The sequence below is a fragment of the Methanoculleus thermophilus genome (assembly GCF_001571405.1).
GTDB classification, from domain to species: Archaea; Halobacteriota; Methanomicrobia; order Methanomicrobiales; family Methanoculleaceae; genus Methanoculleus; species Methanoculleus thermophilus.
This window is the reverse complement of record NZ_BCNX01000006.1, coordinates 279501-293516: the sequence shown is the minus strand read 5'-3', so window position 1 is coordinate 293516 and position 14016 is coordinate 279501. Positions and strand designations below refer to the sequence as shown.

The window sequence follows — 14016 nt, the reverse complement described above, 5'->3', positions numbered from 1 at the left end:
AGCATGCTCCCTCATGGCCAGGTGATTGTGGGAGAGTTATGTAATACGTCGTGAGACGGCCCTGCACTCCATGCCCGGGTGTGGGTATAATAACTTCCGGCAGGTGGTTGCACTTCAAGATTATCCTGCGCTTCGATGTAATCAAGGTTAGCGCCCGAGTAAGCGGTGTAGCCCAGATCCTGATCAGTGGCCCGGTCACGGAGAGAGACCTTGATGTTTAGGCGCTCTGCCGGATAACTGCACCACGCCCATCCACCATATCGGATCCAGTTTGTCTCCTTGGTGAGCCATCCATAACAGTCCAGGAAATCATCGCCTCTCCTGTCAACCTGATTCAGGGTAGTTGTATCAGCAGTGCCATCCTGTGCGTTCTCCGAAGTCGTTGCACTCACCGCCGGCACGAAGATCGCGCCGACGACCAGCAGCGCCACGATGAGGGCGCTGATTCCGGAAAGAGATTTCGTTTTCATGGTTCCATTCCTCCTTTGTGCATACCCGGGAGGACCACGGAACCGTAACGGCTATCTCTTTCGAGCGCTAACAGCCCTATTGCCCTCTGGGCACGCTTTTGCCCTCTGGGCACGCTTTTGGGAGCCGGGATACGATGGCGATCGGGGTTCCCGGCCCCCGGCGGGACACCGCATGCGGTATCGCCGATGGAGACTTAGCCGTTATCCTATATACCATTTCTAGGACAATCATCAGAACGTCGGGGCACCCGAAGGTTTCGGATCGGAAAAAAGGATGGCTCTCCCGGCAACGAAGTCTGGTGCTCCGGCATCCCCTCCGGAGACCGGCGGTAGGCGAGGTGCGCGCATCCTAGGTTGGGCCCATCTCTGCCGTCACCGGATGTCCATCCGCATGAACGTAACATACGCGGCAGAGAAGAATACACATGGCAGAGCAATGAGTGCAACAACATTTGCCCAGATCCTGTCGAGAATTTCATCCAGGCCGGGTTGTGTCTCCGGAGGCCCTTCAACGAAGGAGTATGGATTGTTATCCATGGTCACGGCAATCTTCGGATCGGTAACAGCAAGTGCAGTTTTTTGGTAATTGACGTTCGGAGAGAGCAAATTGATCAGAGATGATGCGGCAGCCCGTCCCTCCCAGTAAGACTGCATTTCTCGCTCATACTGCTCAAATTCACTGGAATCGATGTTTTTAGAGATGTAATGAGAGCCCTGGGCATCGGCAGGAAGAGTGGGTGGCGAACCGGCAATCATCTCGGCGGCCGTCCAGCCTAAGATTGGTACGGCTGATGAGAGGAGCAGAAAGATTGCAAGGGTGGATATGAGGGCTGTTCCGCTGTCCGGCGCGACGGTGGACATCATGAGAGCAAGCGAGAAGTAGGTCAGGACGAACATCGTAGATATACCAGCGAACAGCAGGATTGCACAGAGTTCGTCGGCGGTCGGAATAATGCCCATAATGAGGAGGATGGCAACCGATACTGCTATCGTCGCACCGAGGGCGATCGCCAGTACCAGGGCGCTGGCGATTGCTTTTCCGTTCACAATCTCATCCCTGAACACCGGGTGGGAGAGAAGAGTTCTGAGTGATCGTGTCTCCTTTTCCTTCGATATAAGGTCAAAGCCCATGGCGATGCCCAGGAAGACCCCGAACATCACAAAGTAATCGGTCATCTTTGTAAAAATTATCAGGGACGAGGGTATTTCTGGCATATATCCCGGTATCTGGGTATCGGAAGAGATGGACTGCATCCGCTGTGCGTACGATGCGAGCATATTGTTGTATTGGTCTGCCCCATCGTGTACGCCGATCACGGATATGATCAGGAACAATGCAAATATAGTGAGGAAGCGTCGGTTGGTTAACTGGTCGACAAACTCTTTCTGCAGCACGACGAACAAGCCTGAAGTCACGGAAAGCCACCCCTGGCAGCGAGCGACGAGAGCGTAATAGTCCTGCACCGCCGCGGACTGGAGGTCTGCATCGAGATCGCTGCACCATCATCCGGGCATCTCAATCCGGGCAACCGAGACCAGTTCGTCCGAATAAACCATCTCTTTATCGGAGAATGTTTGATATCTGTCATTTTTCACCCAAAATCCGATTATCATCGCAGATCGATCCGCATGAACCGCACATAGGCTACGGCAAGGAAGATCGCCGGGAACGCAACGAGGGCAACGACATTCTGCCAGAGCCGGTCCAGCAGTTCTCCGGGGGCGTGAGTCACCGCGTCCTCGCCATGATAGTCAACCAGAACCTCCACCACCGTCTCATACATCCCTTCATAGTTGCTGTTTGGGCTGAGCGCCAGGACTGCGTTTCTAACACCGTTGTACGTCCCGTAGTACCTGCTCTGCTCCTCCAGGTAGCTCTGCATCCCCTCCGGCAGGGCGTCCTCCGGGAGCGGTTCGGGGAGGGGGCCGGCGGCCAGACCGGCTGCATACCCGGCCGCGGTGGGAACGGCCGTCGAGAAGAGGATGAAGACCGCCATCGCCCAGGCAAGCGCCCGGCCGCCGTCTTCGGCAAACCCGGAGAACGCGACGGCGACGGCAAAATATGCCAGCAGGTAGAGGACCGTGGCCCCCCAGAAGAGCACCACCATCACCGCCGCGTAAGGCGTGACGGTGAACCCGGCGACGAGCATCGCGCCCAGCGCCAGGATGAACGGCACGGCGGATGCGAGCGCCAGCACGGCGGCGCCGCCCACGGCCTTGCCAGTGATGACCTCGTCCCGGAAGACCGGCCGGACGAGGAGCATCCGGAGCGAGCGGGTCGTCCGCTCCCCGGAGATGAGGTCGAACCCCACGGCGATCGCGAGAACCGGGCCGAAGAGGAGAAAATTCTCCCTGGGGGCCAGGAGGATATACATGGTCGACGGGATATAAGGGGAATTTGGCGGTATCGACGGGGGAACGGCGGCCTTCATCGCCTCCAGCTGAAGTGCATACCACTGCAATGAACTCGCGTAACTGGCAAGTCCGTCATGCAGGGCAAGGACGGTCAGGATGCCGAAGAGCGCGAGCACCAGGAGGAACGTCCGGTCGGTGAGGTGGTCGGCAAACTCCTTTCGCGCGATGATCGCGACACGGGAAAGATCGATTCTCATCGGGGCATCACCGGACATCCATCCTCTGGAACGCTATATAGGCGAGCACAAAGAGCGCGAGCGGCGCCAGAAAGAGCACCAGCGCGTTCTGCCAGAACCACGCGAGGGCATCCATCGGCCGGGTGCTCCCGTCGTCCGGGAGAAACACCCAGGAACCCCCGAGGAATGAATAGGCGGTGAGCCGTGGTTCAAGGGCGCTTGCTGCAACCAGCTTGTAGTTCCACTGCGGAGAAAAGACCGTCACGACACTCTCGATCAGATCGAGCCGGGCCTGATGCTCCTCTCGTTCGGAGGGGCTTGCTCCCGGGAGAGGATGAGCCCCGGCAAAGGTGTCCTTCGTAACCTCCCCCACCGCCGGAATTACGGCTGAAAAGATGAAGAACGCAATCAGTGCATACAAAAAGGCTTTCCCCGTCCGCGGAACCACCGTCGAGATTGCCAGGGCAAGGCCGAAGTAGAACGCCAGAAACGCAACCGTTGCAAGTGAAAAGAGCAGGATCGAGACCAGATCATCCGGGCCGGGCACGATCCCTTCAAGGAGGAGGACCGCCACCGAGGCGGCAATCCCGGCGGCGATGATCGCCGTCAGAGCAAGGAGGCCTCCGAGCGCCTTGCCGGTGATGACCTCGTCCCGGAAGATCGGCCGGACGAGGAGCATCTTCAGTGAGCCGGTCTGCCGCTCCCGCGAGACGAGGTCGAACCCCATGGCGATCGCCAGGATCGCCCCGGCGGTCGATATGGCCTCCGGGAGGGGGAAGTAGACGTCGGCGGCATTCGGCAAGCCAAGCATCGGCTCGTGAAAACCCCATTCGTCGATGACAGGATCGGCGTACGCCTCCTGGGCGTATCGATATCCGGCAAGGCCCTGCTGGAACGGGAGGACGCAGACCACGAGGAGCAGGACAGCGAGGACGAGGGACGTCCGGTTCGTCAGGTGGTCGGCAAACTCCTTGCGCACCACCGTCAGCAGGCCACCTCCGGTCAAGGAGTTGTTCCGGATTACGTGCATGGGGTATCACCGCTCATATGCTCACATTCAAAGGGGCAAAGGGACCGCTGTTTACAGGAAACAACGGTCCCAAGGCCAGAAGCATGAGGTCAGGCTATCTCACCTGGGTCCAGCCGTTCTGATTAAACCAGCTCTTCGATACGACACCGTTCTCGACCAGCGCACGGTATCCTCGGGCCTGGTAGTCGCCCGGCGCAGGATTGGAATACACCCCATATGCACCGGCGTCATCCACATTGTAATAGACCTCCATAGGAGTAATACTGACTTCCCTGGTGGTTGACGAGCTGTCAGTATGCCAGAGGCTTGCCTGGATATAGATCTCATCCATTACCTCGGTCACGTCGGTTTCAGCGTAGTACTGGATCCGGGTTGGCAACGTCTCTTTGTAAGACGTCGCATAGTCTGACGCCTGATATGCACTCACCGCAGGCACGGCAACCATGGCCACGAGTAACAGGGCCATGAGTACAGGCCTGATATAAGGACCTTTTTTCTGTGTCATCTTCGTTCCTCGGTTTTAGAAGGTACCCAAAGGAACACAGGACCACAATGGCTATCTCTTCCGAGCACCAATAGCCCTATCGCCCTCCGGGCACGCTGTGGGAGCCGGGGCACGACGCCAATCGAGTTTCCCGGCCCCGCGGGATACCGCGTGCGGTATCACCGATGGAGGATTCGCCGTTCTCCCATATACTATTTCTAGGACAATCATCAGCTCAACCGAGCACCCGACGGCCCCAGACATGAAAAACAAGTGGGCCTACAGGTATCGGAGCCCGTTACTCCGGCGCCGTACCCGGATGCCGGTTGCATGCAAAGCGCGCGCACCTACCCGTCACCAGCGGAAGTCGAGCATTGTAGCCTCGTTCATCAGAACCGAGAAGGCAAAAGTGTCTGAAAGCATCTTGTGGAGAAGACATGTCAACCGCAACTCTCAGGACTCCGAACTCATTCGGGAGGGCCCATCCATCGACATGTTACACCGAAACCCGGGCGGGTTCGGGACTGCTGTTCTGGTGGATCATCAATACGCGGGAATAATCGTCGGTGAGGGCATACCGCACGGACCGTCCCGCCCTTTCCGATCGTACAATTCCCAGATCTTCCAGATGCTTGACGTGCGTATATATCGTAGCCCTGGAGAGGCCCGACTCCTCTGCGAGTTCTTCGGTGCGTGCACCCTGATTCAGGTGGATCTGTAGTATGATCCTCCTCAGGCTGTCGTTCTCCATCGCGATGATAAGGGTCTCTTCCTCGGCCGAGTAACGTGAATCTGCGGGGAAATAATGAATTCTTCCTTTCTCCGGCACTGCCTTCAAAAGGCCCCCGGATACCATTACCCTGACGTGGTAATCAAGCGTCCCTCTCGCTACGGACATAGTCCTCAATAGTTCCCTGAAATGCAGCCCCGGGTTTGCCTTGATGAAACTGAGGATCTCAAGCCTCCGTGGGTTGTCCAGAGCATTTTCTCTACAGACCCTTCTGTACCCGAAGTATCCGACAGCCTTCAGGGGGAGAAGAGCTTCGATCGGGGCCGCCGTCAACTGGGGAAATATGCACAGCAACAGGAAGAGCCAGAGCGGGATGGGGTCGATCTCCTGCACCTTCTCGCCCGACATAGAGGTACCGGGCTCTTGTCCGACATTTCTCGAGGGCCGGACCGTGTATTCAGTGGCATCGGCGACAGACACCAGCAGCACCAAAAAGAGGACCGAGAGGGTGAGCAGCCGGAGAAGCCTGCCCGATCTAGTGCTGGTAGAGGTTGAGGGTGTATGATCTCTGAGAGGATACTTTCTCGCCGTATACATCGAAGGTCCAGGTCCCCTGACTTATATAACCACTATCCGGGTCAATGTCGATATGAATTTTTCCATTTACAGCGCCATCGGCGTTGTCGCGGAACGTGCCGATCTTACTACCCGAAGGGGCGTAGACGGTCAACGCCAGTGAGTCGGAGGTCGATCCCCAGTTCAGGTACACTTCGAGATATGCGACGCCGCTTCCGACGTAGAACTGGTGCCTGTTGGTCTCGCCCTGACTGACGGTGTCGGAGAGCCGCAGGGTCGTCACAGGGTCGTCCGACGTCGAAGGGCGAATCGTGTACCCGTCACCTTCCGTTGCCGACACGGGAGGCACGGCAAGGAAGGCAACGACGAGCAGCAGGACAAATGCCATGCGTTTTCTCTTTGCTGATGCCATGAAGAAGGATTGTGATCCGCGTTTTATGAGTTTTATGGGACAAACACCAATTCTATTCTCGCCTCTGCGCTCACTTTTCCCGGAGACGAACGTGTTAGAGGACTAACAAGACCGTATCGTGCCTGGAGCTGCCATATCCGAAGAGATTGATGCAGTACGGGCGTACCGGGGCGGCCTGCGCGCGGTGAACGCCGAGAGCGTCCCTGCACCGGATCAGTTGGAACATCTCTGCTCCTTCGGGCGCTGCTTTTGTCATCGGGCGGGGTTCCTCCCGGAAAGGGTCCGTTGCCGGCGGTGTTGCCTATAGCGATCCCGGGGTGCTAGCCCTGCTCTTTTCCAGAAAAGCCGCACGTCGAGTTGGTGTTTGTCCCAGAAAAGGTATATCTCAAAACTGACCAGTGAACACTTGTAGGTGCCGCAGGCGGCGCCTGCACCAGTGCGGAGGTCCACCCGACCAGTAGCGAATCGGATGGGTGAACGTCCCGCGCGCCCGGAGGCAAAGGGAACGTGTGCTCTTCCCGTACTTGAAGGTATGCCTCTCCGGCCTCCGGGACACTATCGGAGGAAAACGAAATGAATGAAAAAATTGGAATGCGGGCATTTTCTACACTCCTGGCAGTAATGCTGATGAGTGCGATGCTGGTGCCGGTCATGGCCGTCGAAGAGGTGTGGCAGTCTCAGGGTACCGAACAAAATGTGCAGTATGACATGGAAAAGTACACTGTACGTCTTGTTGATTCTGAAATACCCAAGGAATTGATCAGCGCTAGGACTCAAACAGCAATGAGTTCCTTTGAAGAAGAATTTAAGAATGTCCCCCCGAGGTATATCGGCACAGCTGAAGTTGATATATCTGAAGGTGAGAAAGTAGTTGCTTACGTGTTTCGGGTTCTTCCAAATGGAGAGAGCGTATCCTATGCAGAGGTAGTTTCATCCGAAGATAACCCCTCGTTGGAGGAAATATCTTCTCATGCAGATGCTTGGATTGATGGGCCGCTGAAGAGTAAAACAGCCGAGTCTCTCAAAGAGGGCAGTTTTGGGCTTCTTTCATACGGACCGACTCCAATTCATACCGCGACGATAAGTAGAACCTACACTGGTGTCGGGCGTGCGTACCTTACAACGACATGGTACTGGGATAATCAAGAAACTAACTCGAATCAGGATTATTTCTTCACAAAGACGACCTTGAGAACTGATCCGGGCATTGATATATCTGGTTACGAGCCGTATAGAAACTACCAGTTTAATGTGGAAATAGATTCTGACTATTCCGTCCCGGGTTATTATCAGCACTTGCCGGGTGTTTATGTAAGCCAGAATAATCCACAGACTACGACGGGGTATACGACAGTCGGCCTCTCTCTTGGTACCGGGGGTTGTGTGCTTCAGTGGTCAACCGCCATTCCTGACACACGTGTTGAACTTCACCACCCGTATGGCAACACGTATAACTGGGACGAGGAGTTTAACTTGTGGGCCAGTTGCGCAGCTACTACATTCGAATTCACTCCAGGCCAGCAGTCATACTGTTCGCAGTCATCCGCGCGAGATGGTAGCACATATGTTATCTCCCGAGCGATGGCCGATGTCTCAAACGGTTGGGAAAAGATTGTTGATGGTATCGTATATTTCGCTCCTTCCGGAACGAACGCCTGGGGTCATCTCTGTAAGGTTAAGTGGAGCGGGGGATACGTTCAGACCTAACCATGGATAGTCTATGTCAACATCACCAACTTTTCTTTTTTTGACGTCTGAACCGAAGGAACAGACCCGGATCGAATGCTTGTCTTTCATAGTGCTACTTTGTGTCTGCATTGCAGCGATCGATGTAGCCTGTGCGCTTCCCGGGAACTCATCTTATGACGGTTTCAATAGTTCGAATACGGATTCGCTCTACCTATCTCATGAAAACCTCTCGCCGCGTGAGGTAACTGACTGGAGAGACCGCGTGCCCGGTATTTCCTCCGTCCTTTCCAACATAGATCGGTCTTTCCGGTATGAAGCGGTCTTCTTCCCGAATATCCCCCCTGACGCAGAGCTCGCCGGATACTACACTTGTGTCCTCCCCGACGGTGCCACGGTATCCTACGCCGAGGTGACTGATAGAGCGACCTCGGCACCGGACGGTTTTGCGGCCCGGGCGGAGGACTGGATATCCGGCAAGGAAGCCCTGGTGGTGCGTGAATATCTCCGTGATGCGGCCGGTTTGTCCGACGAGTATGTCGAGGTCGCACGCCACACGACCGTCCGGGTATCCCCGGGCGCCGGACAGATGATCGCAACAACGGTACTTTACCAGCAGCACTCTAACGACAGTGATCCGGGTCACGAGTATTTCTGCCTCGGGTCTTACATCGCTATGACGCCGGAGGAGGGCTGGAGAAACTCGGGATTTTGCGTAAGTTATGACCTGGACACGGCATATTACTCTCTAAAGCCTTTTGGTGGATTCTTCAGCCAATCCAGCCCCCAGACCTCCCCGCGATACCCGATGTCCCCAGGAGACGTTGTCGGAAAACTCCTGAACACCTTCGATATCTTCGGCATATTCTCCGGGTTGTTCGGCCGCCCGGTCGGGTTTCACGCTCACGACACGACAGGCGTCGCCTGGACTACCGGGTGCGGATACTTTACCCAGGGTGCCACCGGTTCGCTCAACCTGACACCTGTTTCGAAGGTCGTGGGAATACAGCCCGCCGCGAACGACACCGCGTGGCACGTTCTGGCGGGTATCAAGATCGATACGGAACCCGGCTGGTCACGGCCCGGGGAGCAACCGGCGTCGTCCTCCCCCTGGGGTCACCTCGTCTTCATCCGTAAAGCAACGGGAGCGGCCTGATGCCGGAGGGTCAGGCGGCGGCTCCTCCCCTTCGGCGTGGGTCCTGTGGTCTGGAGTTTGTCCACGTTCCGCCCCGTTATCCGAAGACGAAAACTTGGAGGAAAAACGGCATGAAGCAGACCTACACAGGAGGCACCGCCCTCTTGGTATGCCCGCCCGTCATGAGGGTCCCAGCTGCTCCCCCGGAGAATGCATCCGTCATCCACCTGACCGACCAGGACTTAAAGCAGCACCCCGCGCTCGATGCAGTGATCCGGGGCGAAGAGCACAACCCGTCGGCGTGGGAGTGAGGCTCGCGGGACCAGCGCGTCATCGGAGGCGCTCAAGTCTCGTACGCAGAGAGCAAGGCGCTCCGCGATGCCTACGGCCCCGACCGGGAGACCGGGCAGTACCCGCTCATAGAGTACGAGAGTGTGTATTACGTGGTGCTGACGACGTGGTCATGAAGGAGGTCCCCGGGGAGAGACACTGCCCCGGACCCGCCAAATACCGGCTGGCGTGACCTCCTGGCATCAGGTCTCTCCTATCGATCATCTCAGCACAGGTCCTTGACGGCTGCGGCATATTTAAGAGAGCCAAATGGATGCAATGCCCCGACGTGTAGATGATCGTGACAGAAAAGGGATATAGGAGGAACGTTAAGTTTTCAATCATGAGTGCCGCAGGCGGCGCCTGCAACGGTGCGGAGGTTCACCCGGCCAGTAACGAATCGGATGGGTGAACGTCCCGCGCGCCCGGAGGCAAAGGGAATGTGTGCGCTTCCCGTACTTGAAGGTATGCCTCTCCTGCCTCCGGGAAATCCCTGGAGGAATGTGAAATGAACGGAAAAATTGGAATGCAGGCATTTTCCATGCTCCTCGCCGTGCTGCTGGTGAGTGTGATGATGGTGTCTGTTGTAAGTGCAGGTGAAAACCGAACAACTTCCCTTGTAGAGGGGCCAGAGCCTTCAAGATACGCCGTCACCCCTGACTATATCACCGACGACATTAAAATTGCAGATCCCCTTGATGAATCAGAGTTGATCACTCTGGTTTTTTCCGAATCGTGGATACTAGAGAATAACGAAAGCACTGATCCCCGGCTAGTCAAATTAACGGCTGAGAAATCAAGTTTAACGGCACATCAAGGATGCGACGCCGAAATAACAACATTCTATTCCCCTTCAGAAATCAGAGATGATGAAGGCATCGTGGTTCTTCGTGTGCCCAAAAAAATGTTAGCGTTGTTCAATAAGCGCCCTGATGAACTTACAATTGATTGTCCTGCTGATTTCTTCACGTTTTATCCAAGTATTGATCAGTTGTACAATGATTTACAGGAGAAGAGGAGTTGACATGAACCCAAAAATGCTTACTCTAGTAACCTTTGTACTACTGGTTGTGGGATTGGTTGCTGCAGGATGCCTCGATTACGGGGAAGAGCCTCAAAAATCCGATTCCGGCAGCAACGGATCTATTATCGGCCCTACAACCGATCCAACCGCTCCACCACTTGCGATAACACCCGTCATCGTGTATACGCTAAAAGAGGTGCATGAAAAGTTTGGTACGGATCTCCCGGTACCATCGTATCTGCCAGGTGGCTACTCTTTTTCGTATGCATTACAGCATGGCGAACCGGACAACCGAATATCCTTGATCTACGCGAAAGGCGAGGATGAACTTCGTATCACGCAGGTGCCTGTCCCGGGCAACCCCTGCCCGGGGCAGAAAACCACAGGTTCTGTTGGGGTGACGATCGACGGGACAAACGGAACGTTTACTCCCGGAGATGGGGAAAACATGCTTCGTTGGAGTGATAGCCGCTATGCATACTGCCTTTCCGGCACACAGGAGATGGATGAGATGGTGGCGATTGCAGCATCGGTGGATGGTTCTGGAAGATCGGCCTGATCATCGCCGTCCCCCTTTTTGCCTTCGACCTCTCCTGCTACCTTCGGTCTGTGGAATGCCCCATGCAAGAGGCATCCGTTACCTGGTCTCCGGGTTGATTCTGCTGTCCGCTGTTTCATTATATCCGAGAGGCACATGGAGGAGTAGGAACCGATCATCTGTTCCGACATCGTAGATGCACTCATGCCGGGAAGGCAGAGGACCATCTCAAAGATCCCCCATCCTCCACCCGGGCACCACCGTTTATCACCCGCCGCTCCCAATACCTACAATAGAGAGGCTACACTATGGAGATGGAGATCGGATTTACCAAACTGCAGGGAAACGGCAACGACTTTATTCTGATTGACGAATTCGAACAGGAAGCCATCCCCGAGGAGATGAAGGGAGCGTTTGCAGCGCTCTTCTGCGACCGCAGGTTCGGCATCGGCGGGGACGGCGTCCTCTTCCTCCAGGCATCCGATGCCGCCGATATCAGGATGCGGCTCTTTCAGCCCGACGAGAGCGAGGCCGCGATGTGCGGGAACGGCATCCGGTGCCTCGCGAAGTACGCCTACGATGCCGGCTACGTCAAAGAGTCCTGCTCGGTCGAGACCGGGGCCGGGATAGTCCCGGTGAAAATGGGTTATACCGACGACGAGTTCACGGCGACGATCACGATGCCGACGCCGGCCTTCGAGCGGAGCGCCATCCCCGCCGTCGGGGACGGCGAATATAAAGAGGAGATCCTGAACTTCACCGTGTATGCCGCAAACACCGGCGTCCCCCACGCCGTCATCTTTGTAAAGGAGATCGGCGCCGTCGATATCGCCGCCGTCGGCCCGGTCATCCGGAACCACCCCACCTTCCCTGAGGGTGCGAACGTCAACTTCGTCGAAGAGGCGGGCGACGGCTCGCTCCGGATCCGGACGTTCGAGCGCGGCGTCGAGGACGAGACGTTCAGCTGCGGGACAGGGGCCACGGCGTCCGCCGCCGTCGCCCGCCACCTCGGAAAGACCGGTGATACGGTGCGGGTCGAGACAAAAGGCGGCCCGCTCGTCATCCGGTTTGGCGAGACCGTCACGATGGAAGGCCCCGCCGAGACGGTCTTTACCGGCGTTATATCGTTCTGATCCCGTCTTCGGTGATCACAAAATCGAACGAGAGCCCTTCCGGCCGGGACCGGTGCTTTGCAAGCATCGCCCGCCGGGAACCATCCTTCTTCTCGAGCTTCACGATGGCCTTTGAGATGTGCTCAAGCGCCGTCCCCCCAAGACCCGCCACCCGTTCCCGCTCCACGTCCACGTAGATCTGGTTGGTGATCAGGACCGGGATATCGTACTTCTTCGCAAGCCCGAGGAGTTTTATGATATGGCGCAGGAGTTTGCGCAGTGCTTCCCGCCCAAGATCGAGCTCGGTCCGGTAGAGTGCGGTCGCCGAGTCCATCACGATGAGGTCGACGGGGGCGTGACCGTCTCTCTTGAGCAGCCCTTCCGCATCGGCGATCATCACCCCCTGCTGGGCAAAATCGAACGGTTCAAAGAGGTAGAGCCGGTCCGCAAGTGTCCCTGCATCCGCTCCGGCAATCTGCGAGAAGCGCTCGACCGAGAACCCCTCAGTATCGATGTAGACGACCGAGTTCCCGGCCCGGAGAGAGGCCACCGTGGCCATCTGACAGAGGGTGCTCTTTCCGCTCGCCGGTTCGCCGTAGATCTGGGTGATGGCCCGCCGCTCGAGCCCGCCGCCCAGCAGGTCGTCGAGGGGCCGGCACCCCGTGCTGACACGCTCGGACTTCATGGGTCAAGCACACCCCGCTCGAGAAAGATCCGGCGTGCAGCCGCCTCAACCGTTCCCGTGACCTCCCGGAGCGGAATCCCGAGATCCCTCGCGTATGCTGCCGCCTGCTCGTACTCCGCCTTGAAGGAGGTGATCTTTCCTCCCGACCAACCGCACTTGACGTCTACCGCGATCTCTTGCCCGCGCAAGCTGACCGTGATTCGCTCGACGGTCCGCTCGGCGACGGAGCGGTGAACCATCGGTATGCAGCGTATCCCGAGCGTCCCTAGTTCTGCGGCCATCACGCCGACGAGGCGATCGGTCGCTTCGGGACGGCAGATGACACGGACGAGGTGTCCGCTCCGGCCCTTCTTCATCACGATGGGGCTTGCGCTTGCATCCCTAGCCCCCTCCTCCATCAGACGGCCGAGCGTATAGGCGAGGGCCTCCCCGGTGACGTCGTCCACGTTCGTCTCGAGAATATCCACCCGGTCGCCGTGGCCCTTTTCCTCCGTCTCAAGGATCATCGAGCGCAGGACGTTGGGCCTCCCCGGGGGGTTCCTGCTCCCCGCCCCGTAGCCGACCGCCCGGATTGCCGCAGGGCCGAGATCCTGTGACCGGGTCGTCGAGAATTCGGCAAGGAGTGCGGCCCCCGTCGGGGTGCAGAGTTCACGCTCCTCGTTCCCCGGAACGGTCGCGAGATTGGACTCCGCGAGGATGGCCACGGTTGCAGGGGCCGGAATGGGGAAGGTCCCGTGTGCACCTACCGCAAAACCCCGGCCGAGGGCCACCGGGTGAACGGCGACCTTCTCGACGCCGAGGGAGTGGAGTGCGGTGCAGGCCCCGAGAACATCGGCGATCGCGTCGTCCGCACCCACCTCATGAAAGTGCGCGCCCTCTCCGTGGATGCTCTCCTCGGCCCGGTGTATCCGGAGGAAGACCCGGCGGGCCATCTCGCGTGCGGCCGCAGGGGCGTCGCTTCCTGCCACGATATCGAGCACCTCGTCAAGCGATCGATGCTGCACCGGTGCGTTCGTCCTCACCTGGATGGCCTGGATACCGGAGCGGTCCACCCGCTCGATTGTCGGCTCTCCGACGACGGAGCGCATCGCCGCCCGAACAAACCCCTCGTCCGCCCCCAGATCGAGGAGAGAACCGATGATCATGTCGCCCGCGGCTCCGTTGAACGGGTCGAAGAGAAGTACTTTCATGCGCCTCCAGTACTTATAAATCC

At 57.5% G+C, this 14016-nt stretch carries 16 protein-coding genes; 6 read left to right on the top strand and 10 right to left on the bottom strand.

Annotated features, from left to right (window positions below):
* Positions 1 to 11: 11 nt before the first annotated feature.
* From MCUTH_RS04700 to MCUTH_RS11715, 8 genes are all read right to left on the bottom strand, one after another.
* Positions 12 to 470, bottom strand: coding sequence for a hypothetical protein (locus tag MCUTH_RS04700; protein ID WP_066956242.1), 459 nt, complete (start codon positions 468 to 470; stop codon positions 12 to 14).
* A 372-nt stretch (positions 471 to 842) separates the two neighbouring features.
* Positions 843 to 1886, bottom strand: a complete 1044-nt coding sequence (locus tag MCUTH_RS04695; RefSeq protein ID WP_083524791.1) for an ABC transporter permease — start codon at positions 1884 to 1886, stop codon at positions 843 to 845.
* A 194-nt stretch (positions 1887 to 2080) separates the two neighbouring features.
* The gene (locus tag MCUTH_RS04690; RefSeq protein ID WP_224732719.1) at positions 2081 to 3082 is read right to left on the bottom strand and encodes an ABC transporter permease subunit; all 1002 of its coding nucleotides are present in this window, start codon (positions 3080 to 3082) and stop codon (positions 2081 to 2083) included.
* Positions 3083 to 3089: 7 nt separating this feature from the next.
* A complete protein-coding gene (locus MCUTH_RS04685; RefSeq protein WP_066956233.1) occupies positions 3090 to 4091 on the bottom strand; it encodes an ABC transporter permease subunit in 1002 nt (333 codons plus the stop codon).
* 94 nt (positions 4092 to 4185) lie between these two features.
* A complete protein-coding gene (locus MCUTH_RS04680) occupies positions 4186 to 4596 on the bottom strand; it encodes a hypothetical protein (RefSeq protein WP_150468677.1) in 411 nt (136 codons plus the stop codon).
* 475 nt (positions 4597 to 5071) lie between these two features.
* On the bottom strand, positions 5072 to 5902 hold the full coding sequence (locus tag MCUTH_RS04675; RefSeq protein WP_083524762.1) for a winged helix-turn-helix transcriptional regulator: 831 nt from the start codon (positions 5900 to 5902) through the stop codon (positions 5072 to 5074).
* Positions 5841 to 6269, bottom strand: a complete 429-nt coding sequence (locus MCUTH_RS04670) for a pre-peptidase C-terminal domain-containing protein (protein ID WP_224732718.1) — start codon at positions 6267 to 6269, stop codon at positions 5841 to 5843. Before MCUTH_RS04670 ends, MCUTH_RS04675 begins: the two co-directional genes overlap by 62 nt.
* A 118-nt stretch (positions 6270 to 6387) precedes the next feature.
* Positions 6388 to 6549 carry a hypothetical protein gene (locus MCUTH_RS11715; RefSeq protein ID WP_161937572.1) on the bottom strand — a complete coding sequence of 54 codons (162 nt, stop codon included), beginning with the start codon at positions 6547 to 6549 and terminating at the stop codon, positions 6388 to 6390.
* Positions 6550 to 6866: 317 nt separating this feature from the next.
* On the opposite strand from MCUTH_RS11715, the gene MCUTH_RS04665 reads away from it, so the two are divergent.
* From MCUTH_RS04665 to dapF, 6 genes are all read left to right on the top strand, one after another.
* Complete coding sequence (locus tag MCUTH_RS04665) at positions 6867 to 8000, top strand: hypothetical protein (protein WP_066956220.1); 1134 nt, start codon at positions 6867 to 6869, stop codon at positions 7998 to 8000.
* A gap of 244 nt (positions 8001 to 8244) precedes the next feature.
* Positions 8245 to 9135: a hypothetical protein gene (locus tag MCUTH_RS04660; RefSeq protein ID WP_066956217.1), complete on the top strand. Its 891-nt coding sequence runs from the start codon at positions 8245 to 8247 to the stop codon at positions 9133 to 9135.
* 110 nt (positions 9136 to 9245) lie between these two features.
* Positions 9246 to 9425: a hypothetical protein gene (locus tag MCUTH_RS11880; RefSeq protein WP_066956214.1), complete on the top strand. Its 180-nt coding sequence runs from the start codon at positions 9246 to 9248 to the stop codon at positions 9423 to 9425.
* 527 nt (positions 9426 to 9952) lie between these two features.
* On the top strand, positions 9953 to 10468 hold the full coding sequence (locus tag MCUTH_RS11555; RefSeq protein ID WP_066956212.1) for a hypothetical protein: 516 nt from the start codon (positions 9953 to 9955) through the stop codon (positions 10466 to 10468).
* Between the two features lies 1 nt (position 10469).
* Complete coding sequence (locus MCUTH_RS11310) at positions 10470 to 11027, top strand: DUF4367 domain-containing protein (RefSeq protein WP_161937571.1); 558 nt, start codon at positions 10470 to 10472, stop codon at positions 11025 to 11027.
* 293 nt (positions 11028 to 11320) lie between these two features.
* The gene (gene dapF, locus MCUTH_RS04640; protein WP_066956950.1) at positions 11321 to 12139 is read left to right on the top strand and encodes a diaminopimelate epimerase; all 819 of its coding nucleotides are present in this window, start codon (positions 11321 to 11323) and stop codon (positions 12137 to 12139) included.
* Here the strand turns inward: dapF and radB are convergent.
* Both radB and larC read right to left on the bottom strand, forming a co-directional pair.
* Positions 12126 to 12803, bottom strand: coding sequence for a DNA repair and recombination protein RadB (gene radB, locus MCUTH_RS04635; RefSeq protein WP_066956206.1), 678 nt, complete (start codon positions 12801 to 12803; stop codon positions 12126 to 12128). The genes dapF and radB overlap by 14 nt on opposite strands.
* Positions 12800 to 13993, bottom strand: coding sequence for a nickel pincer cofactor biosynthesis protein LarC (gene larC, locus MCUTH_RS04630; protein WP_066956202.1), 1194 nt, complete (start codon positions 13991 to 13993; stop codon positions 12800 to 12802). Before larC ends, radB begins: the two co-directional genes overlap by 4 nt.
* Positions 13994 to 14016 lie beyond the last annotated feature (23 nt).